At 43.6% G+C, this 24,268-nt stretch carries 28 protein-coding genes; 1 reads left to right on the top strand and 27 read right to left on the bottom strand.

Annotated elements, in window-relative coordinates; translation table 11 throughout:
- Positions 1 to 6: 6 nt before the first annotated feature.
- Genes mgsA through HOP45_RS07075 form a run of 3 tightly spaced genes read right to left on the bottom strand, consistent with a single transcriptional unit; the run spans position 7 to position 1,547 of the window.
- Positions 7 to 417, bottom strand: coding sequence for a methylglyoxal synthase (gene mgsA, locus HOP45_RS07085; RefSeq protein ID WP_181348275.1), 411 nt, complete (start codon positions 415 to 417; stop codon positions 7 to 9).
- A 10-nt stretch (positions 418 to 427) separates the two neighbouring features.
- Positions 428 to 1,228: a 4-hydroxy-tetrahydrodipicolinate reductase gene (dapB, locus tag HOP45_RS07080; protein ID WP_181348272.1), complete on the bottom strand. Its 801-nt coding sequence runs from the start codon at positions 1,226 to 1,228 to the stop codon at positions 428 to 430.
- Between the two features lie 4 nt (positions 1,229 to 1,232).
- A complete protein-coding gene (locus HOP45_RS07075; protein WP_181348884.1) occupies positions 1,233 to 1,547 on the bottom strand; it encodes a nucleotide pyrophosphohydrolase in 315 nt (104 codons plus the stop codon).
- Between the two features lie 185 nt (positions 1,548 to 1,732).
- Here HOP45_RS07075 and HOP45_RS07070 point away from each other — a divergent pair, with 185 nt between their 5' ends.
- Positions 1,733 to 2,608, top strand: coding sequence for a YitT family protein (locus HOP45_RS07070; protein WP_181348270.1), 876 nt, complete (start codon positions 1,733 to 1,735; stop codon positions 2,606 to 2,608).
- 203 nt (positions 2,609 to 2,811) lie between these two features.
- On the opposite strand, the gene HOP45_RS07065 is transcribed toward HOP45_RS07070, so the two are convergent.
- From HOP45_RS07065 to spoIVA, 24 genes are all read right to left on the bottom strand, one after another.
- Positions 2,812 to 3,501, bottom strand: a complete 690-nt coding sequence (locus HOP45_RS07065; protein ID WP_181348268.1) for a zinc metallopeptidase — start codon at positions 3,499 to 3,501, stop codon at positions 2,812 to 2,814.
- A 66-nt stretch (positions 3,502 to 3,567) separates the two neighbouring features.
- Positions 3,568 to 4,317 carry a sporulation protein YpjB gene (locus HOP45_RS07060; RefSeq protein WP_181348265.1) on the bottom strand — a complete coding sequence of 250 codons (750 nt, stop codon included), beginning with the start codon at positions 4,315 to 4,317 and terminating at the stop codon, positions 3,568 to 3,570.
- 55 nt (positions 4,318 to 4,372) lie between these two features.
- Positions 4,373 to 4,969 carry a lipoprotein heptaprenylglyceryl N-acetyltransferase LhaT gene (gene lhaT / locus HOP45_RS07055; protein WP_181348262.1) on the bottom strand — a complete coding sequence of 199 codons (597 nt, stop codon included), beginning with the start codon at positions 4,967 to 4,969 and terminating at the stop codon, positions 4,373 to 4,375.
- A gap of 85 nt (positions 4,970 to 5,054) precedes the next feature.
- Positions 5,055 to 5,945 (bottom strand): menaquinol-cytochrome c reductase cytochrome b/c subunit, encoded by an 891-nt coding sequence (locus HOP45_RS07050; protein ID WP_181348260.1) that lies wholly within the window; start codon positions 5,943 to 5,945, stop codon positions 5,055 to 5,057.
- 28 nt (positions 5,946 to 5,973) lie between these two features.
- Complete coding sequence (gene qcrB, locus HOP45_RS07045; RefSeq protein WP_181348257.1) at positions 5,974 to 6,648, bottom strand: menaquinol-cytochrome c reductase cytochrome b subunit; 675 nt, start codon at positions 6,646 to 6,648, stop codon at positions 5,974 to 5,976.
- Positions 6,649 to 6,651: 3 nt separating this feature from the next.
- Positions 6,652 to 7,158 (bottom strand): QcrA and Rieske domain-containing protein, encoded by a 507-nt coding sequence (locus tag HOP45_RS07040; RefSeq protein WP_181348255.1) that lies wholly within the window; start codon positions 7,156 to 7,158, stop codon positions 6,652 to 6,654.
- Between the two features lie 131 nt (positions 7,159 to 7,289).
- Positions 7,290 to 7,745 (bottom strand): DUF2487 family protein, encoded by a 456-nt coding sequence (locus HOP45_RS07035; protein ID WP_181348252.1) that lies wholly within the window; start codon positions 7,743 to 7,745, stop codon positions 7,290 to 7,292.
- A 153-nt stretch (positions 7,746 to 7,898) separates the two neighbouring features.
- Positions 7,899 to 8,456: a ReoY family proteolytic degradation factor gene (locus HOP45_RS07030; RefSeq protein WP_181348250.1), complete on the bottom strand. Its 558-nt coding sequence runs from the start codon at positions 8,454 to 8,456 to the stop codon at positions 7,899 to 7,901.
- A gap of 20 nt (positions 8,457 to 8,476) precedes the next feature.
- Complete coding sequence (locus HOP45_RS07025; protein WP_181348246.1) at positions 8,477 to 9,739, bottom strand: tetratricopeptide repeat protein; 1,263 nt, start codon at positions 9,737 to 9,739, stop codon at positions 8,477 to 8,479.
- 18 nt (positions 9,740 to 9,757) lie between these two features.
- Entirely contained in the window at positions 9,758 to 10,603 is an 846-nt protein-coding gene (locus HOP45_RS07020; protein WP_181348244.1) for a hypothetical protein, read from the bottom strand.
- A 61-nt stretch (positions 10,604 to 10,664) separates the two neighbouring features.
- The gene (gene aroA / locus HOP45_RS07015; RefSeq protein ID WP_181348241.1) at positions 10,665 to 11,957 is read right to left on the bottom strand and encodes a 3-phosphoshikimate 1-carboxyvinyltransferase; all 1,293 of its coding nucleotides are present in this window, start codon (positions 11,955 to 11,957) and stop codon (positions 10,665 to 10,667) included.
- Between the two features lie 12 nt (positions 11,958 to 11,969).
- On the bottom strand, positions 11,970 to 13,070 hold the full coding sequence (locus tag HOP45_RS07010) for a prephenate dehydrogenase (RefSeq protein ID WP_181348240.1): 1,101 nt from the start codon (positions 13,068 to 13,070) through the stop codon (positions 11,970 to 11,972).
- Complete coding sequence (gene hisC, locus HOP45_RS07005; RefSeq protein ID WP_181348238.1) at positions 13,067 to 14,173, bottom strand: histidinol-phosphate transaminase; 1,107 nt, start codon at positions 14,171 to 14,173, stop codon at positions 13,067 to 13,069. The genes HOP45_RS07010 and hisC overlap by 4 nt, the downstream gene beginning before the upstream one ends.
- Positions 14,170 to 14,550, bottom strand: coding sequence for a chorismate mutase (gene aroH / locus HOP45_RS07000; protein WP_181348236.1), 381 nt, complete (start codon positions 14,548 to 14,550; stop codon positions 14,170 to 14,172). The genes hisC and aroH overlap by 4 nt, the downstream gene beginning before the upstream one ends.
- Positions 14,547 to 15,626 carry a 3-dehydroquinate synthase gene (gene aroB / locus HOP45_RS06995; protein WP_181348235.1) on the bottom strand — a complete coding sequence of 360 codons (1,080 nt, stop codon included), beginning with the start codon at positions 15,624 to 15,626 and terminating at the stop codon, positions 14,547 to 14,549. The genes aroH and aroB overlap by 4 nt, the downstream gene beginning before the upstream one ends.
- A gap of 1 nt (position 15,627) precedes the next feature.
- Positions 15,628 to 16,794 carry a chorismate synthase gene (gene aroC / locus HOP45_RS06990; protein ID WP_181348233.1) on the bottom strand — a complete coding sequence of 389 codons (1,167 nt, stop codon included), beginning with the start codon at positions 16,792 to 16,794 and terminating at the stop codon, positions 15,628 to 15,630.
- 96 nt (positions 16,795 to 16,890) lie between these two features.
- Positions 16,891 to 17,670 (bottom strand): CheR family methyltransferase, encoded by a 780-nt coding sequence (locus HOP45_RS06985; protein WP_181348231.1) that lies wholly within the window; start codon positions 17,668 to 17,670, stop codon positions 16,891 to 16,893.
- A gap of 416 nt (positions 17,671 to 18,086) precedes the next feature.
- Complete coding sequence (gene ndk / locus HOP45_RS06980; RefSeq protein ID WP_181348230.1) at positions 18,087 to 18,533, bottom strand: nucleoside-diphosphate kinase; 447 nt, start codon at positions 18,531 to 18,533, stop codon at positions 18,087 to 18,089.
- Between the two features lie 89 nt (positions 18,534 to 18,622).
- On the bottom strand, positions 18,623 to 19,594 hold the full coding sequence (gene hepT, locus HOP45_RS06975; RefSeq protein WP_181348228.1) for a heptaprenyl diphosphate synthase component II: 972 nt from the start codon (positions 19,592 to 19,594) through the stop codon (positions 18,623 to 18,625).
- Between the two features lie 17 nt (positions 19,595 to 19,611).
- Positions 19,612 to 20,319 carry a demethylmenaquinone methyltransferase gene (locus tag HOP45_RS06970; RefSeq protein WP_181348226.1) on the bottom strand — a complete coding sequence of 236 codons (708 nt, stop codon included), beginning with the start codon at positions 20,317 to 20,319 and terminating at the stop codon, positions 19,612 to 19,614.
- A gap of 1 nt (position 20,320) precedes the next feature.
- A complete protein-coding gene (locus HOP45_RS06965; RefSeq protein ID WP_181348224.1) occupies positions 20,321 to 21,112 on the bottom strand; it encodes a heptaprenyl diphosphate synthase component 1 in 792 nt (263 codons plus the stop codon).
- Positions 21,113 to 21,220: 108 nt separating this feature from the next.
- The gene (mtrB, locus tag HOP45_RS06960; protein WP_181348222.1) at positions 21,221 to 21,445 is read right to left on the bottom strand and encodes a trp RNA-binding attenuation protein MtrB; all 225 of its coding nucleotides are present in this window, start codon (positions 21,443 to 21,445) and stop codon (positions 21,221 to 21,223) included.
- A gap of 194 nt (positions 21,446 to 21,639) precedes the next feature.
- Positions 21,640 to 21,912, bottom strand: coding sequence for an HU family DNA-binding protein (locus HOP45_RS06955; protein WP_181348220.1), 273 nt, complete (start codon positions 21,910 to 21,912; stop codon positions 21,640 to 21,642).
- 634 nt (positions 21,913 to 22,546) lie between these two features.
- Complete coding sequence (gene spoIVA, locus HOP45_RS06950) at positions 22,547 to 24,025, bottom strand: stage IV sporulation protein A (RefSeq protein ID WP_181348219.1); 1,479 nt, start codon at positions 24,023 to 24,025, stop codon at positions 22,547 to 22,549.
- Positions 24,026 to 24,268: the final 243 nt, after the last annotated feature.

Here is a 24,268-nt window from a genome sequence, read left to right as displayed (position 1 = left end):
ATCACCTTATTCCTTCTTGTTTTCTTTAACAATCTCCCGCCAGTGCAAATCCCCGCGCTCCAGAGCTTTAATCAAGATTTCCGCCCCAGCGATGTTCGTCGCCAACGGTATATGATGGACGTCACACAACCTTAATAGAGCACTGATGTCAGGTTCGTGCGGCTGAGCAGTCAAAGGATCGCGAAAAAAAATCACCATATCCATCTGATTTTCAGCAATTTTAGCACCTATTTGCTGATCTCCTCCCAATGGACCCGATAAAAAACACGAAATGTCCAAACCGGTCTGATCGGCGATCTTCGTTCCTGTCGTGCCGGTTGCAAATAAGGTGTGGTTCGAAAAGATATGTTTATAAGCTGTGGCAAACTGAATAATGTCCTGTTTTTTCTTATCGTGAGCAACTAATGCAATATTCATAATATCCCCCTTATTCCATCAGGTTTTCAAGACCGTAGACGAGGAGGTCGAGCTTCATTACTTGCTCGGCCGCTAATTTCACACCCGACATAAATGATTCGCGGTGAACAGAATCATGTTTGATCGTCAACGATTGGCTCATACCGCCAAATACGACTTCCTGATGGGCAACGTAGCCTGGTAATCTGACGCTATGGATTTTCATCCCGTCTATATCAGCACCTCTTGCTCCTTCGACTGTTTCTTTTTCTTCCTCATGCCCCTGCTTATGCGGATTTCTCACATCCTGGATCAGTTGGGCGGTTTTAACGGCTGTCCCAGATGGGGCATCACGTTTCTGATCATGGTGCCGTTCAATAATCTCAACATCAGGGAAATATTTAGCTGCCCATTTGGCAAACTGCATCATGAGCACAGCGCCGACGGCAAAATTAGGGGCTATGACAGCTCCTAGCCCTTTAGATTCCGCCAATTCCGTAAGCTCGTCCAGCTGATCTTGAGTGAACCCAGTCGTACCGATGACTGGCCTGACATTATGCTCAAGTGCTAATTTCGTATGTTTATAACAAAATTCAGGTGTTGTGAGGTCAATTAATACATCAGCTTCAACCGTGGACAGACACGCTTCAGCATCTTCGTAGATGAGTGCCTCAAAGGATGGTAAGGTTTCGATATCTTTTACAGCGTAGCCGTCATGTTTTCTGTCAATACATGCTACTAAATGAAAGCCTTCTTCCTTTTCGATCATTCTTAATGCCTCGGAGCCCATCCGTCCGCGCGGTCCAGCCACAATCAGTTTTATCGGTGCCATCAGGTTAATCCGTCCCTTCTTCTTTTTGCGTCCAGCGATTTTGATCTCTCGTTTCTATTTTAGCCATCGTGCGATTGAATGCGTCTGATAAATCGATATCAAGCGAGTTAGCGAAGCACGTTAGGACAAACATGACATCCCCCAACTCCTCTTCCATTGTCTGATCCGGTTCACTTTGTTTTTTCGGCTTTTCCCCATAGTGATGGTTAACCTCTCTCGCAAGTTCACCTATTTCTTCCGTCATTCGTGCGGTCAAACTGAGCGGGGAGAAATACCCTTCTTTGAATTGAGATATGTAGGCATCAACTCGATTTTGCATATCTTCCAACGTATAGGTCACAAACGCCACTCTCCTTTGCCTCTTATTGTTCCCCTTAAATGGTAGCCAATAGATCACGTTTTGACAAATTATTTACTCGTTAAACACAATCTGTGTGTTGTTGCTTTCTAAACCTTTGCTTATAATGAGTATCGTGTCATTCTAATTTTTGGAGGTGCAAACGCATGTCACTGTTCGGTTTAAGGTTCAAAAATGTCATTCTCATTATAGTGGGGTCAGCCATTTTTTCCTTTGGCCTTGTCCATTTCAACATCCAGAATGAGTTAGGTGAAGGGGGATTCACAGGGATAACCCTGCTTTTGCTCTATTTATTCAACTGGGATCCAGCGCTTATGAATATTTTATTGAATATCCCCGTCCTCATGATTGGCTGGCGTATCCTGGGACGCACGACATTCTTATATTCGCTGCTTGGCATCTTAGCCGTTTCCCTATTCATTTGGCTCTTTCAATTATACATGATTCATATAGATTTAAAATCAGATATGACTTTAGCAGCCTTATTTGCCGGCGTTTTTATCGGAGTAGGACTTGGCATCATTTTTCGGTATGGCGGCACCACAGGCGGTGTCGATATTATTGCCCGTCTGATTCATAAATATTGGGGCTGGAGCATGGGACGCGCCATGTTTATGTTCGATGCAGTTGTTATTGTCACATCGATTGTAACGTACTTGAATGCTGTCCAAGGGATGTACACCCTGGTAGCTGTCTTCATTGGAGCACGGGTGATTGACTTCATTCAGGAAGGTGCCTATGCAGCACGAGGTACGACCATCATCTCTGCACAGAGTGAAACCATTTCAGCAGCTATTATGAAGGAAATGGATCGAGGCGTCACCGTATTGAACGGTCGGGGTTCCTACACAGGAGAAAACCGTGATGTCTTATACTGTGTGATAGGGAAAAACGAAATCGTCAAACTGAAGAGCCTGGTGAACGCCATTGATCCGCACGCTTTCGTAGCAGTCAACGCTGTTCATGATGTGCTGGGAGAAGGCTTTACGCTGGACGAAAATAAAAAACCACTGCATGATTAACGCCGTTTCTTCATAGAAACGGCGTTAATCCATCAATAAGACGCGTGGAAAGGAACTTGGCGAAACCCCGCAGTGAGAGAAGCAACTGAGAAGGCTTGCCGGTCCCCCGTATTTCCAGGTTCGAGGTAACATGCTTACATCAACACTAAAATCAGGGACAAAAAAAGCAGTAGCCGCTTGTCGGCTTCTGCTTTTTTATCGAATTATTCTTGATTCATACCAACAAACATTAAGATGAAACGAATGAGCTCAGCAAGTGCAACAAGTGCAGACGCTACGTACGTTAACGCAGCCGCATTCAAGACTTTTTTCGTCTTTCGCTCTTCATCATTGCGGATAACACCCGTTGATACCATTTGGCTCATAGCCCGGTTAGAGGCATCGAACTCCACAGGCAGGGTTATGAGTTGGAACAGGACCGCTGCTGAAAATAACACGATCCCTACGAAAAACAACCCCGTAAAGTTCAACAGTAAGCCGCCTAATATAAGAAAGAAGGACATGTTAGACCCAAAACTTGCTACCGGGACTAAAGCGCTTCTAAAACGCATAAACGCATAATCTTGTGCGTCTTGTATCGCATGACCGACTTCGTGTGAAGCTATTGCGGAAGCCGCCATAGAACGACCGTGGTAATTATCAGATGATAAACGGACCACTTTAGAACGTGGATCGTAGTGATCGGATAATTTCCCTCTCACTTCTTCAATTCTGACATCATACAACCCGTTATCATCCAGTATTTTCCGGGCAACTTCCCGTCCTGTCAAATACGATGACGTCGCAACTTTTGAATATTTTTTATACGTGCTTTTCACTTTTGATTGAGCCCATAAAGGAATAATCAAGAGTAACGCAATATAGATTAAATAGGAACCAAGTGACTCAAACATTGTCATTCCTCCATCTTAAGATGTGTTTTACTTCTAGCTTAATTTTATGCAATCGCGGGGGAAAGGTCAACTATTTGATTTAGCTTTCACCCGTTCAGCTTTCTCTGCTTCATATTTTCGGTATCCTACGTAGGCAAGTGTCAAGATAATGCAACCCCCTACAATTAAAACAGTCCAGAATAAAGCATCCCGGCTCATACCTGTTTCGGTTTCTAAGGGCTCGTCACTCAGCATTTCAAGTAATTGACTGCTCCAATATTCCATTTCCTCTGGATCAGTTTGAGCCGTCAACTGTTCAACAAGTAAATCCATTGTCTGGCGCTTGTCTGATGAGTGCAACATTTCAGTGGCAGGGGCGATCTGCTGCCATGTATTCTCCACGTGTCGTAAAGCATTTTCAGCGCTGGCATCTGGGGTGTAGTTGATATTCTGAGTTTCCTGTTTTAATTCAGCGACAGATGCTCTATATAGTTTTCCACTATTTTGCTCAACCATACTATCAAGTAAGACCACCAGGCCATAGGAATATGTGGTCCATTCCGCTCTCTCTCCCTCAGCTGAATCCAACTTTGCTATCAGTTCTTCAAAAAGCGGCCGTTGTGATTTATGGTTCGCCTCCACGTATGCACCCAGCTTGTCCTTATTCAGATTGTACATCCGCTTGGAAAGTTCAATCTTATCATCTATAAGTAAATGATGATACTGACGTATGAATTGCTGCATATCATCCTGATTCAATCCTTCAGCCTTTATTCCATTGGGGAACAGGAAAATACAAAGTAAAATCAGTCCTGCAATCTTTAGAACCCTGCCCATGAATACGTCCCCCTCCATTATGTTCTACCAAGAGTTTATGAAGGAGCGGACAAGTTTAGACCTCAGGTTTTTCATAGCTCAACTTTAAATTAGGGTGAATACACACGGCATAAACTACCGCTATACTGACAATACTCAGCCAGAATGTGAAATAACCGATTTCATTCATATAAGTCATCAAACTATGATAAATGGGCATTTGTTCGAAAACGTAATCGATAATATCGTTATGAAGTGTCCAAACCCCGGCCACGACAAGGTGACGGAGCTTCATTTGGTAAAAGGGTGCATAAAGCAACCCTTGGATTGCCATAGCGCCATGAGAGGCAATCAGCATATATCCCTGCCAGCCAATCGATCCTTCCAACGCCAGGGTTAACAGATTCATCACCACCGCCCATGTCCCATATTTCAGTAGCGTGACTGCAGCAAGCGCCCCGATATATGAAGTCGTTTTTCCATATAAAATGAAACCGAGAAAAATGGTAAAAAATAAGCTTGCTGTAGGACTGTCGGGCACAAATATCATATAGACAGGGTCGGTGATGCGAAGCTGCCATCCGTACCATAGATATCCATACACAGTCCCAAGCAAATTAACAACGAACAAGATCATGATAAACCATTGTTGTTTCAGTATGTAGGCTATCATTGCTTTTCCCTCCTGTGCACGTGCCTTAATACAAAACAAGACCGCGCTAAACCTGTGGCATAGCGCGGCAACTGTATATTATATATTATTCTTCTGATCCGGAATTGCCTTCCCCGGAACCTCCATCGCCTTCTCCAGAGCCAGACCCGTCTTCGCTTTCGCCGGAACCTTCACCGGAAGACTCTCCACCTTCAGAAGAGCCTCCTTCTCCACTTCCAGCATTAGCTACGAATTCTGCCAACTGTTGAAGTTCTTCATCACTGCCTTCAAAGAGTCCAGATGGCATCTCACCTATGCCATTTTGGGCAATATTTTTTATTTCGTCGACTGATTTCTCCGTTTCAAGTAACGAAGGATAGTCTCCCGACCCTTGCAATTGTTCGCCGTGACAATTCATACAGCTATTTTCATATAGAGCATAGCCGGGATCATCGGTATTGATTTCCACATCAGCGTTTTCACTGACACCATATTTTTCTCCACGTGCTTCATAATCAACTTCTGAAACAGATTCGTACGTGAGCCAAAACGTAGCGATAACCCCTAGAAGCATCAAACCCGTGGCAATCGGACGTTTAGCTGGGTGGCGATCAGGTCCACGATCCAGAAATGGAGCAAGCAATAAAGCCCCAAACGCTAATCCAGGCATCACGATCGCACCCAGTACAATGAATTCCCCACCGGCAAACTCATATTTCAAAAATTGGTATAAGAATAAAAAGTACCAGTCAGGCAACGGAATGTACCCTGTATTCGTTGGATCTGCCTGTTGTTCAAGTGGTGACGGATGAGCAGCAGTCAAAATTAAGAAACCGATTAAGAATACAGCACCAACCAGCCATTCCTTCAAGAGAAAGTTTGGCCAAAAGGCTTCCGTCCGGCCTGGGTATTCGGAATAGTCTTTAGGTAAATTAGATTTCTGTTCGTCGGTAATCCGTGAATCGCCGACGAACTTCATACCTTTTCCCCTTTGCACAGCGTTCCCTCCTTTATATCACTGTATCTTACATTGGGCCGGAAATACCCTGCTTACGGATGAGAATAAAGTGCGCACCCATTAAGCCAAACAATGCTGCCGGTAAGAAGAAGACATGAATCGCAAAGAATCGAGTCAGCGTCTGCGCCCCGACAATATCGGGATCACCAGCCAGCAATGTCCGTATTTCATCCCCTATTAATGGCGTGGCAGCCGCGATTTCCAGGCCGACCTGAGTGGCGAAATAGGCTTTGTTGTCCCATGGTAGTAGATATCCTGTAAAACCGAGACCTAGCATGACGAAGAACAATAATACTCCGACAATCCAGTTCAGTTCACGAGGCTTCTTATAAGCCCCCTGGAAGAATACGCGTAACGTATGTAGGAACAACATGACAATCACTAAACTTGCTCCCCAGTGGTGCATCCCACGGACAATTTGTCCATAAGCGACTTCTTTTTGTAAATAATAGACAGACTCCCAAGCGTTTACAATATCCGGTACATAGTACATCGTCAGGAACATACCAGATAAAATTTGGATAACAGTAATAAAAAATGTCAATCCGCCAAAACAATAAACGAACGCTGAAAAGTGATAAGCTGGGTTTACGTGCTCAGGCACTTCGTGATCGGCAATATCACGCCACAAAGGGGTAATATCGACACGCTCATCGACCCAGTCGTAAAGTTTCTGTAGCATGTATTAGATTCCCCCTCCTCTGGAGTGCGCTTTACCCAAATAAAGCATACCGTTTTCAACCTTGTGGTCGTATACAGGTAATGGCGCAGTAGGCGGTGTACCTGGTATATTCACACCATCTTTTGTATATCTTCCGCCATGGCAAGGACAGTAGAACTCGTCCTCTTGCTCGGTTCCCCAGTCAACTGTACATCCTAAGTGTGTACAAATGGGGGACAACGCAACAATTTCATCATCATTTGTTCGGTAAACCCAAGCGCTTTTTTGCACCTCAGATTCATACCATCCGTCTACCTGATCAACCTTCCAATCTATCCGCTGTGGTTCATTTGTAATGTCATCGACTGAAAGTCCGACCGACTTCAATTCTCCAGTCGCGGCAGGTTGTAACACAGGGTCGATGGCGAAACGAACCATTGGAGCCAGCATACCAGCAGCCATAAATCCTCCTACACCCGTCAAAGTGTAGTTCAAAAATTGACGTCTGGACACCCTTTGTTTATCGCTCATTCTTTTCCCCCCTCTATGCTGAAATCCATGTTACATGGACGAATTACACACAGTATACTAGGACATTACCATGATAGCGCAATCTCATAGCCCGGTCAATAAATTATCACGTTTAGAGATAAAGTTTTCCTTTACCAATACGCTTGGATCAACTCTGTAATTTGGCGGGCTTGCTCTTGAATAAATGATTGGGTTTCTGTTGATTGCAGATCAGCTTGCTTCAAGCCAGGAACCCATAATAAATTAGCATTCACATCTTTCTCTACTTTTTTCCATTTGCTGTCTACCGTAAATAGAAATATGTGTTGAAATGATTGCTTCTCAAACTGTTCAACCCACTGATTCAATCGAGCTATTTCTTCATCAAGCGAGCCTTTCAAATAGTAATAATCGGGCCCGAGGAAAATGCGGCCGCGGTATTCCTTCTCAATCGCTCGGGTGAAGATATGGGTTAATTCCACTTGAAAGGAGGTTGTGATAAAATCGGCATCCTTGCTCGGCTCAAATGGGATCAACGGAATGACCAATGTATCGATGTATTCTTTCGCTTCTACATATTGTTCAACGTCAGCTTTTCTTAGTAGCATGTCCCTTCACTATCCTTTCCTATACACATCTATTTTACTAAAGATATATTCAAAGAACAAAACCGTTTTACACCTTTAAACCCATTTTGAAGACAACAGAATCGATCCAAAGAAAAAACCAGACATAGTCAGCCTGGTTAAGGGTGATGCTTATTAGTAATCTTCAAGTTTTTTGACGATGTGTTTCCATTCGCTCGTCAGTTCGTAAAAGCGTTCCTTCTCCCCATTTTCCAGAGCACGGTCGATTTCTGACTCATACCGTTTCTTCTGATGCTCAAGAATGCTGAGGTCCAACAACCGATGCACCATACGGCGATCATTGTCATCGACATAATAATCCTTAGGCAAAAAGGGGTTCTCCTCTAAGACAAGCGCATAGCGGGAACATTGCTGGGCTTTCTTAAAGTTCATCTGAAGATAAATGGCTTCATCTTGGTTCAAACGAATATCATGAAACGATTTTTCAGCATCGGTCGTCATAATCCTATCTTTATAAAAACGGAATGGCGGGTCTTGAACACCCTGGGCACTAATGGCCAATCCACGCGGACAGAATTTCACTTCATCCACAAAGTGGACATGAGAAAGCAATGTTTCATGGTTGATAAGATAATTCAAAATCCATACACTTTCTCTTTTCTTTAACTGGAAATGATTCAAAAACCAACGGACAAATTCCTTTTTATCGTTGACTGAAATCGGTGTATGCATATTCGCTCCTCCCGCACCGTTTACTCAGTTCCATCATCGGTTAAACGACTGACAAACTCCTCAACTTCATGATCGGATGGCTCAATGACAAGATATTCTTGCAGCATTTTTTTCGCTTGCGCCATGTGTCCTTCTTCAACCAAGAAATAACCGAATTCTTTAAGAAAATCACTGTCTTCTTTAAAGGAAATATAAGCTTGATTATAATATTCCAGTGCTTCACCATACATCTCTTGCTTTTCTTTGGCATGGGCCAATTCCCAGAAGTAATTAGGATCTTCTTCTCCTAGCTTCAGCAATTCCTCGATTAATTCGGAAACAGACTCATAATCATCTTCGGCTTTAAAACGTTCGGTTAAAAACAGAATGGCTTCTTTATAACCTGGATCAAGAGCAATTGCCTCTCGCATATACCGATAGCTTTGCTCTGTTTCCTCCAGTTTATGAGCTAGACTACCCGCAAGATGATAAAGTTCTTTATTATATTCATCTTTATCTAGCCCTTTTTTCGCCATATCAAATGCTTCCTGGAGCATACCGTTTTCCTCATAAGCGTGAGCCAGTTGAGGGTAGACGGAAACATAATAAGGATCTTTGTTCAAGACGTTCTCCCACACTTTAATGGCAATATCATTACGATTGGCTTGGAACGCAACGACCCCGTGCCGGAATTGGATATCAGGATGTTCTTCCTCTACCCGGCTGAACATTTCCAGTGCAAGTTCGAACTCGCCAGTAGCGGCGTAGGCTTCAGCCATGCGCGAAGCAACCTCAACTTCTGCAATGACCGGCTGGTGCTCCATGGCATTCTCGTAAAACGGGATACTTTTATTGTATTCGCCATTGGAAAAGGCAAGTTCCCCAAGTGCGAAATCGATAATTGCCTCATTCGGTTCTACCTGCTTGGCCAATAACAGCTTTTGTTCAGCTACTTCATATAAGCCTTGGGATTGATATAAATCGGCGAGCTGCATGAGCGACTGGACATATTCTTCATCTTCCGGATTAAATTGATTAAGAAGGTTAATGGCTTCTTCGTCTTCTTCCAGATCAATGTGGATGTCTGCAAGCATGACTTTGATTTCTGCTTCTTGTGGATAGCGTTGAGTAAGTTCAAGCAGGATCATCTTCGCTTCTTCCAACATCCCCCACTGAATGTATAACTCTGCGATGGTAAACTTTTCTTCTTCATCTGCCTCAGGCAAATAAGTCTGCAAGGTTTCTAGAGCTTGTTGGGTGTTATTTTCCTCCATCAAACTTACAGCTTTTTGTATCTCTTCCATACTTACATCCTTTCACGGTTAAACAAAATGTTTGGGGATGGCAACGTTCATTGATTTCCCAGGATCAGAAGCCAGCACCGATTGATTCACCTGGGTAATTTTCCCCCTCATGACGGTAACATTCGGAACAGCATCATGATAACGAAAATTGATCTCACCATCAATCGGAGAGCCTTCACCGAGCCAATAAAGGTTATAATCGGCGTAACCGTTGGGGATTAACCTGCCTTTATAGGGATAAATGCCGCTCACTTTTAAATTTTCAAGGGTGAGTTCATCTTCGATTGGATCAACCAAGTGTATCATACCATAATATTGACACATCTCCTGCCATTTTGACCATAGTGCTGGAGACGAAACCGTGAAAGGAATTCTCCTGAAACTTTGACCTTCCTCCAACCATTCCCAAGCTTTCGCATGGAGAAAGTGCTCCTCTTCAACCTCAATCATGATAAACGGACAGGCTTGTCTCCCCAAAAATCGAACCATGTCGGATGTGAGCAGTTGAATTGGGACCTTCGGCACGATCATATGATCGACCGGAAGATGACGAAGGGATTGCTTAAATGTGTGGAACGTCTTTCTGAAACTGCCAGAAGCTGTCATCGGCCACTGAACTAACAACAAGGTACAGCCTCTTGCCATATAGTCTTCAGCATCCTTGACACGAGAGCTTGATGCAAACAAAGGGCGTTTGACATCCAACATAACTTTCCCGGGGGCAACGAGGAAACCATCCATATTAACATTGAAAACGTATTTGCCAAAACCTGTTCGTTGGAAACATTCCTCACTCACAATTACATCTTTTAAATCAAACTTACAGTCATCGTATATATACTGCCTAAAAGAATAAGCTTCCACGTATGAAAACCCCCGTTTGGTTTTCTATATACTATGAAAGCTCATCATAAATTATGAAATATCAGTGCTGCATCAACGAATTTATTACATCAAAAAAGCCAGGATAAGAGGTGTTGATGCTCTCAAAATCGGTGAGGGTGACAGGATGGCTGCAAATAAGCGAAGCTATGGCGCCCATCATGCCAATTCGATGATCGTGGTAGCTATGGATATGACCACCCGTTAACGGAGTAGGGCCTGTAATTTCCAGTCCATCTTCTAATGGTTTTACATGCGCACCCAATTGTTGGAGATTATGTGCAACTGCTTCAATTCTATCTGTTTCTTTCACCCTTAATTCCTTTGCATCTTTTATGACTGTCGTACCATGTGCCTGGGTAGCAGCAAGAGCGATAATCGGGACTTCATCAATTAAATTAGCTATGAGATCGCCTTCAATCGTAGCACCTTGCAAAGAAGCAGACTCGACAATGATGTCGCCGATCGGTTCACCTGCAATGGTCCGCTTTACGTCTGTTTGCAGTGACGCTCCCATCACCTCCAGCGCCTGGATAATGCCTGTTCGAGTCGGATTCAAACCGCAGTCTCTGATAACGATACGGCTGTCCGGTATGATTGAAGCTGCCACCAGAAAGAAAGCGGCAGATGAAATATCGCCAGGTACAGTTATATCAGCCGGTTTAGGGACTTGACCACCTTGAATGGAAATCTGCCCTTCAACGGCTTCAATGTCAATTTGATAGCGGGGGAGGAGCCGTTCAGTGTGATCACGTGTTTGGGTTTTTTCAATGATTGTCGTTTCTCCATCTCCCAACATTCCAGCTAACAGAAGCGCCGTTTTAACTTGTGCGCTTTTAACAGGCATATCATAGACCATGCCCTTAAGCTGGCCGCCTTGAATAGCCAGAGGTAATAACGATCCACCCGCTCGTCCTGAGATCTCGGCCCCCATTCTACTAAGCGGTTGAACCACTCGATCCATGGGGCGTTTCGTTAATGATGCATCACCGTATACCGTTGAAAAAAGAGGCAATGCAGAAAGTACACCCGTCATTAAACGAGCAGTGGTACCCGAGTTCCCAAAGTAAATCGGTTGCTCTGATTCGTATAGATGATGTAAACCTGGACTGTCAAGCACCACTCTCCTCTCATCCATAACGACCATTACCCCCATCATCTCGAAAGCTTTAACCGTTCTTAGACAATCTTCTCCCATTAGGAAATTATCTATGACAGATCTCCCTGTTGCCAGAGACGATAGAATGGCGGCACGATGCGAGATCGATTTATCACCAGGCAAGGTTAACTCCCCTTTTAGGTGACCCTTATGCGGGTGTAACTCAATAACGCTCATAACGACTCCTCCTCAATCCTCTATACCTACTTCGTATCGGAAACTTTCCAAAATGCGTTTGCTCTTCTTCTGTTCCCCACTCGTTTGAAAACTGATGCGCAGGACACCGGTGATCCCTTCCCTTATCTCCAAAATTTGAATATTTTTAATGCTGATATCATAGTCAGCCAGGTGACCGATCACCGTTAATAACGCGCCGGGTTGATCGGTGATATCAACATAAATATCGTAAAATGAAGGAATCGCCCCTTTACGGCGGACAGGGAGACCATCCCGGTACAATTTAGCTTCTTGTAAATACGCGTATGTCGCTTCACTATTTTGTTCTTCCAATAACTGTTTGACGTGTTCCATCTCTTTAATCCAATCGCTTAACATCGACAAAAGTTGCGGCCGGTTTTGGAAAAAGATATCTTTCCAAAGCTGCGGGTTACTTGAAGCGATGCGGGTAATATCACGAAACCCCCCAGCCGCTAATTCTTCCAGGTAAGGATGGGTCTTCTGCCAAACCCTTGCCTGATGAACAAGAGACGAAGCGATTAAATGCGGAAAGTGAGACACGACACCTGTCATTTCGTCATGCTCTTCAGTGGTGAAAACAAGAAAGCGTGCTTTTGTCGGTTCCAGCAGCGTTTTCAACTGTTCAATATATGCATGATCCACCTTTAATGAGGGCGTTAAGACATAAATGGCATTTTCGAACAGATGGGGTTTAGCAGCAATAAAACCCTGCTTATGGGACCCCGCCATCGGGTGTCCCCCCACAAAATGCAAGCGAGGGTTCTGGATGCGCTCGCCTGCTTTCATTACATTGCCTTTCACGGAGGAGACATCTGTAATGAGCAAATCGTGGTCGAGCGGAATCTCATCAATTTTCTTCATATATGCAATGGTGGTTGAAATCGGCGTTGCCAGGATAACTGTATCCACTTGATGGATACACGTTGTTATATCAAAGCATATTTCATCGACCCCGCCCTGTTGCAGAGCCAATTGAGCGCTGTTTGAATCGTGATCATAGCCAATGACTTTTATATCACTGCGCTGCTTTAAACTGAGGGCAAGGGACCCGCCAATCAAACCGAGTCCAATGACTAACACGGTATCTTTCAAGACGTCTCACCAGTTTCTTGCTTATTTAAATACAGTTTCATTTCAGTTTGAAGCTGTTCCATATCTTCACGAGCCCCTATGGTGACGCGTATCGTATTCGGAAGGCCTAACGCTTCACCGGAACGGACGATGAAGCCTTTACTCAACAAGTGTTCGAATACGTGATCTCCGCTGAGGGGGAGATGAATCAATAGGAAGTTGGCTTCACTGGGATAATACCCCAGACCCGCTTCATCACAAAATTCCATCAACCGTTGTTTGTTCCTCTGGTTTTCAGTCGTGGTCCAATCAATGAAAGCCTCATCATCCAACGCCAGCAAAGCTGCAGCTTGCCCAATCGTGGATGTATTAAACGGCTCTCTTGCTGGCTCTAATCGGTTGATAATCTCAGAATGAGCAATTCCATAGCCGACTCGGAGTCCTGCTAACCCATAAGCTTTTGAAAATGTTCGGAGCGTCATAAGGTTCGGATACTGTTGCAATTCAGCTATCACATCAAAATAGTCTTGGGCAGTCATATATTCGTAATAAGCTTCATCGACTACGACGAGTACATGATCAGGGCAATGCTCCATGACATACCGAAGCGTTTCGTCGTTCATATGGACGCCGGTAGGATTATTGGGGGTACACAACCACAGCACACGGGTGTGCTCATCAATCTGTTCCAACATTTCCTTTACATGATGGTGCCCCTCCACGAGCGGGACTTCTCGAACTTCTGCCCCCTCTATCAAGGCATTGTGCTGATATTGCGGAAACGTCGGTGTTGCCATTACCGTGTTTGCGCCAGGTTCGAGAAATGTACGACAAATAATTTGAACGATTTCGTCCGATCCATTCCCAAAAATGAGAGTGTTTTCGTCAACACGATGTTTTTGACTTAATTTCTGTCGCAATGTTCTCGCGTGGCCATCCGGATATTTTTCAAGCTCGGCGATCAAATTCGGAAGTTCCGTTTTCACACTAGAAGAGAAGCCGAATGGATTTTCATTCGAAGCTAACTTTATTATTCGCTCCAGCCCATATTCTTTTTTCACATCCTCTATTTGCTTGCCTGGTTTATAAGGTGCCATACGTGTCAGAACTTCTTTTGCTTTCATGAGGATCCTCCTCTTCCTGCATTCAAATCAGGTCGTAATTGCTTGGCATTATGGTGGTAAATATGACGTACCTCCGGCTGATCAAGTTCAGTTTCCACAGTGACCATGACCCGGATACATAAGGGTAGGCTATCAGGGACAGGGATCTCCTGCATACACATAACGGGAACATAAGTCCACCCGGGTACATGTCGCAAAGCTTTGGCCGGAAAAGCCGCATCTATATCTACCGTAGCACTGAACATGACGGATGCCACATTCTCAGCCTCTACGTGGTTATCGTGAATGATGTCTTCTATCAATGCTTGCGATCGAGCAATAATCTCAGCCGCTTCATTATGATCAACTGTAGTTGCTCCTCGTATGCCTCTGATCACTGGTCAAGCACCTCTCTTTTAAAACGATTGATAAACGACACAAGATCCTTGTCTGCGATGGGTTCAACCGTGACTTCACCCAAACGTTTTAACAATACAAAATGAATGCTTTCGTTAATGGCTTTCTTATCTTTCTTCATACGTTCCAATAGCTTTTCAGCTTTAATCTCAAATGCGCGGTCAATCGGGTAGTCATTATTCCTTAACCAATCTCTGAATGCCATAATGGGCAAATCTGCTTCAAGAACGGACTGACTGATATACATAGCAAACAGCATGCCGGCCGCTACAGCTTCCCCGTGCGTGATTTCACCGTAGCCCAAGTGCGATTCCACCGCATGGCCAAGCGTATGGCCAAAATTCAAATACTTTCTGATACCCGCTTCTTTTTCATCCTTTTCGACAATATTAGCTTTAATTTCAATGCCTTTTAACAGATGAATTTCCATCTGTTCCGGCGAAATTTTTGCAATATCACACGCCAATAGTTCATGAAATAAAGCGGGATCATCCAAACAACCATGTTTAACTATTTCAGCATAACCCGATCGTTTTTCTTGAGCGGGCAGCGTGTTTAACGTGTCAATATCATAAATGACTTGCACGGGGTTGTAAAAACTGCCGATCATGTTTTTGCTTTCCGGGTGGTTGATCGCCACCTTGCCTCCGACACTACTATCATGAGCAAGGATGGTTGTCGGCATTTGGACAAAGTCCACGCCGCGCATATAGGTAGCAGCTACAAAACCAGCCAAATCACCTATCATCCCCCCTCCTAGAGCAATGATGACAGAATGACGGTCTAAACCGATTTGAAAGCAGTAATCTTGTAATTTCGCATACATGTCCATGCTTTTTGATTGTTCACCGGCCGGGACGACAAAATCGTTGACTTTTATATCTTCTGAAAAAGCAGCCTTCACTTCATCAGTGTAAAGCTTTGATGCGTTACTGTCCGAAATTATAAAAACGTGACGATAGGAACTGCTCAGTAATCGACCAGCTTCATGCCGTAATCCTTTACCAACCATTACATCATAATCGTGGGAACTCGCCTGAACACGCAGCGTATGCATATTAAAATTCCCTTGCTTCTTCCCGGTAGTCATCCACGATCTTTTTCATACGGGGGAAATGATCAGCCGGAAATTGTTCTGTCAACGCTTTAGCAAGTTCAAATGCAACAACGTGTTCCATCACAACGGAAGCAGCGGGCACTGCACACGAATCAGAACGCTCAATGCTGGCCTGAAACGGTTCTTTACTGTCAATATCCACACTTTGCAGCGGTTTATACAACGTGGGGATCGGCTTCATAACACCTTTAACAACAATAGGCATCCCAGTGGTCATACCACCTTCAAACCCACCTAAACGGTTGGTCTTCCGAAAATATCCCGTGTCTTCGCTCCAGTCAATTTCATCATGCACGTCGCTGCCATTTCGGCGAGCTGCTTCAAAACCGATGCCAAATTCTACACCTTTGAAGGCGTTAATGCTGACTACACTACCAGCGATTCTAGAATCAAGCTTACGGTCGTACTGTACGTAAGAACCAACACCCGGCGGCATCCCTTCAACGAAAACTTCCACAACGCCACCAATGGAATCTCCTTCTTTTTTAGCTGCGTCTATTGCACTCATCATCTCATTTCCTGCATCCTCATCTAGCGTGCGAACTGGTGATTGTTCTGAGATTTCTGCACGTTCTTGAAACGACAGCGTATCCTTCTCTTCACTTCGAATACCTGCAATTTCTTTTACATATCCAATAACATCAATGCCGAGTTCATGGAGGAGCGATTTAGCTACTGAACCTGCTGCTACTCTTGCAGCCGTTTCCCTGGCGGATGAACGTTCCAGTACATTACGCATATCTCGGTGCCCGTACTTGATACCGCCGTTCAAATCTGCATGTCCCGGGCGCGGCCGCGTAACCGTGCGGCGGATTTTTTCGTTTTCCGGCAGCGGCTCTTCGCCCATAATGTCCTGCCAATGCTTAAAATCATCGTTTTCGATGACGAGCGTAATCGGTGAGCCCAGCGTATAGCCGTGGCGGACACCACTCGTAATGTTGACGAGGTCTTTCTCGATCTGCATTCGTTTCCCGCGTCCGTAGCCGCCTTGCCGTCTAATTAATGATTGATTTATATTGTCAACACGCAACGGAAGGTGTGAGGGCATACCTTCGACGATTGCTGTTAATTGTTTTCCATGTGATTCCCCAGCGGTTAAATAGCGCATGAACTTACCTCCAATGATAAATTTTACGTACTACTATATCACAAGCTTTCCAGTTTGTGTTCAAGTAATTTAAGTTTTCTTACAGAATTCCTCTCATTATGTAACTGTCTTTCGATAAAAGAATGTGTCAAAAACATCAAATCCATGAGTCTGGGGCGCAAATATCTGTTCTGTACTGCCAACGAATAGGAACCCTTCTGATTTGAGGGCGCGGTAAAATTTAGTGTAAAGCTCATTTTTTGCCGATTCCGTAAAATAGATCAGCACATTACGGCACACAATCAAATGGAAATCTGAATCAAATCGATCTGACAAAAGGTTGTGACGCTTAAACTGAACTGCATTTTTTATGGCTTCACTGACATGGTAAACGTTGTTGTCCTTCGTGAAGTACCGCTGCCTGATACTGTTCGGCACTCCTTTTAACGCCCGTTCATGATAAACGCCCTGTCTTGCTTTCTCTAGCGCTTTTTCGTCAATATCAGTTGCCGTAATCTGGATATTTTTCAAGGGCAGGTGCTGATTCAGAATCATAGCCAGTGTGTAGGGTTCTTCACCTGTCGAACAGGCAGCGCTCCAAATTTTAGGTCGCTTCGACTGCTTTAAAATTTCTGGTAGTATGCTTGTTTCTAATACGTCCCACCGTTTCATGTTACGATAGAATTCTGAGACGTTGATGGTCATGCGATCCAGAAGTTCCGACACCAATTCGTTATCACAACTCAATGCCTGAAAATACGTGTGAAAATTGTCAAAACCTCTTTTTTGCCGTAAAGATGTCAATCTTCTTTTCATTTGGGCTTCTTTGTAATGGGATAAATCTATCCCTGTCTGCTTTTTAATCTGCCTGATAAATCCTTCGTAATCGTTACACATCGTCATTGGTGCCCCTTTATCTAATGTAATTAAAGATTAATGGAAGCGCATCACGATGTAAAGGGTTAATGCACGGAAGTTAGTACACTCCCCAGGCACTATAATGAGTAGCAAAAAAAGAGGTTGGGACAAAACTAAATGAAATACAAAAATTCCGAACGATTTCGTTCGGAATTTCTGTATTTTAGAGAGCTGTTTAATGACCGCTCCGTCAAAACACTTCGCTTTCCATGGGCACGGCCTCAGCTTCCTCGGAAAGCAAAGAACGCTTTCCTGCGGGATCTTCGGCTCGCGCTGTTCCCATAGGAGTCTACGTGTTTTGACTACGCTCATGAACATCATTGAATTCATATCCATTTTTAATGTTCGTTTTTTAAAACTTCTCTTTTACTTATGTCCCAGTCTCTTTGCTACCATTAAAAAATCCATTTCGCGTCGTCTTTTGTATAATCTACCGTTTGATCTTTATTGAAGAACAAATTAATCTCCCGTTCCGCGCTCTCAGGAGCATCAGAACCGTGAATGACGTTCTTGCCAACGGTCAGCCCATAATCACCACGAATAGTGCCAGGTGCAGCTTCCAGTGGATTTGTCGCCCCCATCATTTGACGGGCAGTCGCTATAACATTCTCACCTTCCCATACCATAGCAAAAACAGGACCGGATGTGATAAATTCCACCAACTCCCCGAAGAATGGCTTATCTTTATGCTCACCATAATGTTCTTCTGCCAGGCTTCCTGGGATATGCATAAGCTGAGCTCCGGCCATTTTGAATCCTTTGTTTTCAAAACGGGTGACAATATTTCCAATTAAATTACGTTGCACGCCGTCAGGTTTAACCATAATAAATGTTCTTTCCATGACAAACACCTCGTTTATGTATTGTTGTAAGCGCTTTTAATCAAGTGCCATAAAAGAGTTTAACAGATAATAGTGAAACTGGCAATTGCTTACGACTTACGCTTGCCGATGTATTTCGCAATGCCTTTCAAAGTTTGCTTCGTTCGACCAGCAGGCAGCGCTTCTAATGATTCATAGGCCTTCGTTAAATAGTGGTCACTTAACTTTAAGGATTGCTCTATCGATCCATTTGTCTGAATGATGTGTAAAATATCCTGAAGATGTTCAGAATTTGCATCTGCTTCTGGCGTAAATAATGCGTTGACTTTTTGTTTGAAGCCCGGATCATGCATTGAATATAAAACAGGCAATGTAATATTTCCTTGCAGCAAATCACTGCCAGCTGGTTTGCCTAATTCAGCTTCAGAAGCTGTAAAATCGAGAACATCGTCGATGATTTGATAGGACATACCAACATAGTACCCGTAATCGTTAAGTGCATTTTCCTGATGTTTGGGGACGCGGCCGGCGATTGCACCCAAACGGCAACTAGCAGCAATCAACAAAGCTGTCTTCCGCTTGATACGCCTTAAATATGTACGCAGATTCTGATCAGTATTGTATTTATCTTTAATCTGCTCAATTTCGCCGAGGCACAGCTCCACCATCGTTTTGGATAGCACTTGATGGGCTCTCGGGTCATCAAGTTCCGAAAGAGATTCCAGTGACCGCGCAAACATATAATCGCCAGTATACATAGCGATGCGATTGTCCCATTTTGACTTGATCGTCGGCTGTCCCCTTCGCAGTTCAGCTTCATCGATCACATCATCATGAACCAGTGAAGCAGTATGAATCAATTCAAGCGAAACCGCTACGGCTTTCATGCGATCCAGCTCATAATCACCACATTTCCCGGCTAGCAAAACAAATACGGGTCTGATCCGCTTTCCTCCAGCTTCTAGAAGCTGTGTGGAAGCTTCGGTCAACACAGGATGTTCAGCTTGGATGGTGTGATTGATTGCTTCTTCAATTTTGGCAAGATCTTGTTTTAAAAATGAATAAATCATCGCTAACTTCATTGAAGGTCACCCTATGTTTATGGTTTCTTAACACCCATGTGCATGGCAGCTACTCCCCCCGTGAAAGACTTGACCTTTATATCGGAAAGACCTGCTTCGATGAACATGGCTGTCAGTTCGTCCTTATTTGGAAAGTCCTTGGCTGACTCCTGGAGCCAATTATACTCATCGTAACTGCGAGCGAACAAACGGCCAAGTACAGGCATAATATGTTTGAAATAAAAGTAATAGAGCTGCCGAAACCCTGGCACATGGGGTTGAGACGTTTCTAAACAGGTCACAGTTCCACCAGGCTTAACTACACGTCTCATTTCTCGTAACACTTGCGTATAGTCAGGGACATTTCGCAGGCCGAAACCAATCGTAACATAGTCAAAGTGATCAGAGGGAAAAGGGAGAGCCATTGCGTTGCCCCGTTCAAATTCTATCTGAGGCGTTTTCCGCTCCAGCTTTTTGTTAATAGCGACAGAAAGCATGTTATCACTGAAGTCAATGCCGATGACTTTACCTTGTTCTCCTGTTTTATCTGCTAAGGCAAAAGTCCAATCACCCGTTCCACAACAAACATCCAATGCTGATTCGCCGGGCTGGACATTCATTCGTTTCATAACGTCACGCCGCCAAAAACGGTGCTGCTGAAACGAAATAATGGAATTCATGCGGTCATAGCGCTTATATATATGCTCAAATACGTGATGAACGCGTTCTTCTTTGGATGGTTGCATGTTAGCCTTCCTCCGCGACATGGTTATCATAGTATTTTAAGTTAATGGTTGTATCTACGTAGGATTTCAGCCAGTTCAAGTGAATCGGAAGTTGAGAAACTGCCTTCTCGAGGCGGTGTATGTTCATCTGGATGGTTTGATCCACATAAGGAAGCAATTGTGATTCACCCATGATCGATTGTTTACTGCTCATTAAAATATCCATGACAGGCGAAAACCGACCTTCTTGATAGCTTTCTTTTTCGCGCACTAACTTGTTGGTAAGCAGCCACTCTCCTGCTACATCGTTGATGGAAGTGCGTTCGACATAACTTGCGACACGTTGGATAAGTAAAGATTCAACTTTTTTTAATGAACTCATAAATTCTTGGAAGGAACGCACATCCTGATAGTAAATCTCCATTTTCAATTCGTTGATTTCTTTAATGGCTGAAGCGAGCGTATGAATCATGGGAATATCTTCTAAAGTGGATAAGAGATAATAATAGAGCCCGCTATAATAATCACCGGCTAATACCGTCAACTGTCTTTTTTTCACCATGGCGGAATTATCGTCATCATCAGACAAGGTCACAAGATCGTGGGTATCAAGTGCGATTTGGACAAGCATGGTGGTCACAATATATTGTTCTTTTCTACTCTGGCTGAACGACGTATGGGCCACTATGGAAGATAAAATAACAAGTTTATCTTCATCGATGACGGGTTCAGGTATAAACTTAGCTAAGTATGGGTGGCGGACTTGTTCAGCTACTAACTGTTTTAAATGTTGGATATCCATGGATTGTCCCATCTCGAACACTTATCTCCTTTCAAGAATGGAGGCTGTCCCATTCCCATTGTATCATACACGCCATGCATAATGCTTTATGTAAACTAACCTCACTTGCCTGATTGAGCTTCAATCTTCTTCGTTGTTTATCATATCACCGTGACTCGTTTGAATATGGGCGTTGCCCCTTACTTTAACGGCAGAGGTATGTTCCGTGAATTGAGCGATCATAACCTCGTTTCTATCCAGTTTTTCAGAATGATGAAAACGCGTATCGGTTCCTCTCGTCAAGCCGATGACGTTCACGCCATCTTCTAAAGCTTTTATAACAAAAAAATCATTTGAGGTCGTCATATTATTGCCTCCTTATGTTTCTTTTCTACTATCTCTTACTCTCTGCTTCATGTCAATTATATGAAATTGCCTGATAGAGAGTCGCGCTTTGTACTATTATAACCATACTGCTTAGTGCCCAACCCGAAGGTTTCCACATTTCATAAAAAAAGGGTGCTTCTCAGCACCCTTTTTCCGTCAGCCCTATGTAGCTTTTATTTAACCACGTCTTTTAGGGCTTTACCAGGTTTGAAAGCTGGAACTTTGCTCGCAGCGATTTCAATTTCTTCACCTGTTTGCGGGTTACGGCCTTTACGTGCAGCACGCTCGCGTACTTCAAAGTTACCGAAACCGATCAGCTGTACTTTATCACCGTCTTTTAGTGAATCCATGATAGATTCGAATACGGAATCTACAGCTTGTGTAGCATCTTTCTTAGAAAGATCAGCTTTTTCAGATACTGCATTGATTAAATCTGTCTTGTTCATGACATTCACCTCCTCTCAAGGGGTTCACATCTTAAAGAAATGGATAAGCTTATCCACCCAAAATGCTTATAACCATAAGGCTGACATCCTTTTGAATGGATGACAAGCCTTATATTAAACGAGTTTACACCGAAATTCAATAGAAAATACTATATAAATCGCTTGATGGTGCGATTTATATGTGATTTCCCCCATCATATCATTAGAAAATCACCTTACATGCAAAACATTTGCAACAAGCTGTTAACCCTTGATGTGACAGGGTTCAAGCATAAAAATAACTCTAATATCGTAAATACGACATTAGAGCTTAGAAACCCTTTTAATTCGAAGAAAAAATTCCGAAAAAAATTATGAATCCGCTATAGATCCGTGTTAATATATCATTTAATCTCTTCACCCGGATGAAGCAGCTGCGCGCTCATTCTTATATTGTTACTGTAAGAAATAGAAAGGGGTGGCTATACAACCACTCCTTCACATGCCCGCGGAAATGTGAAAGATCCCAAGGACTGTTTTCCTTACAGAAACGATCACATTCAAGACTTTCAGATACCCATAATGTGAATAGCGCTTTCATGATCAATCAACCACAGCATCCAGCCAAAAAATAAAAAACGGCCCAACAGAGCCGTTATAAAATGATAGCAATCAATCCACCCGAACCTTCATTGATGATTCGTTCGAGGGTTTCTTTTAATTTATATCGTGCATTTTCTGGCATTAACGAAAGTTTTGCTTGAATGCCTTCACGTACAATTGAGCTCAACGAACGACCAAATATATCCGAATTCCAAATTGATAATGGATCCTCTTCAAAGTCCTGCATCAGATATCTCACCAGTTCTTCGCTTTGCTTTTCAGTCCCGATAATTGGGGAAAATTCGGAATGTACATCCACTTTAACCATATGAATTGATGGGGCGACAGCTTTCAAGCGAACTCCAAACCGTGAACCTTGTCTGATGATTTCCGGTTCATCTAATGCCATATCGGAAAGCTTTGGTGCTGCTATCCCGTAGCCTGTCTGTTTTACCATATGAAGCGCTTCTGCCACTTGATCATACTCGCGTTTAGCATGAGAGAAGTCTTGCATGATCTGCAGCAAGTGATCTTTCCCCCGGATCTCTTCTCCTACGATTTCTTTTAATACAACATCATACAGGTGTTCCGGAGCGTGCAAATCGATTTCCGCAATACCTTCACCCAAGTCCATGCCGGATAAATTAGCATCTGTAATGTATTCATAATCTTCAAATCGTCCGACTACCCTGTCAACATCACGGAGACGTTTAATATCCTGCACCGTGTCTTCAATAGACGATTGGAAACTGAGTCGCAGCCAGTGATCTGTGTCAAGCACCATAACCCAGCTTGGCAGGTTTACATTTACTTCTAACACCGGAAACTCGAACAGTGCCTCGCGCAGAACGCTTTGGACGTCATGCTCCCTCATACTTTCAATGGATAGGGCAAGCACTGGAATGTCATACTTTTCACTCAATTGCTGACGAAGTAATTCCGTATCCTGTTGATGCGGTTTCACGGAGTTGATGACCATAATAAAAGGTTTACCCACTTCTTTCATTTCCTCAACGATTCTTTCTTCTGCTGACACATAATCTTCACGGCTGATCTCGCCGATTGTGCCATCAGTGGTTACGACAATGCCGATTGTAGAATGGTCCTGAATAACTTTGCGCGTCCCTATTTCCGCCGCTTCCTGAAACGGAATAGCCTCTTCGTACCAGGGAGTGTGTATCATTCTCGGTCCGTTTTCATCTTCGTAGCCCACGGCTCCATCCACGGCGTAACCGACACAATCGACAAGACGAACACGCAAGTCTAAATGTTCATCAAACGCGATTGTAGCAGCTTGATTCGGTACGAACTTCGGCTCAGTTGTCATGATCGTTTTCCCAGCCGCACTCTGAGGAAGTTCGTCTAAAGCTCTTTCCCTTTCGGACTCTTCTTCGATGTTGGGTAATACGACAAGTTCCATAAATTTCTTTATGAAAGTAGATTTTCCGGTTCTTACCGCACCCACCACGCCTAAATATATATCCCCATTTGTCCGTTTGGAAATATCCTTGAAGATATCTACTTTTTCCAAAGGATCCCCTCCCGCTATAAGATTATCAATACAAAACAAGCTTTGACATTTTCATTCTATGACGTTGTCCAACTAAAATATGACCAGGGCGGAAAAAAAGATAAAAAATGGCTCTGCTGAAATCTTATGTTGTTCGGTTTAAAAAAAGGTCCATTATTGAGCAAAACTTTCTGTAAGCAGCGTACGAGCTGCAGAAGTATTTCGTGCCAGATGCCGCATAGGCTCGTGGAAATACCTTCCTAA

The sequence above is a fragment of the Thalassobacillus sp. CUG 92003 genome (assembly GCF_013618635.1).
Classification (GTDB): Bacteria; Bacillota; Bacilli; order Bacillales; family Halobacillaceae; genus CUG-92003.
Note: the sequence above shows the minus strand (reverse complement) of the source record. Positions and strands in the feature narration are given on the sequence as shown.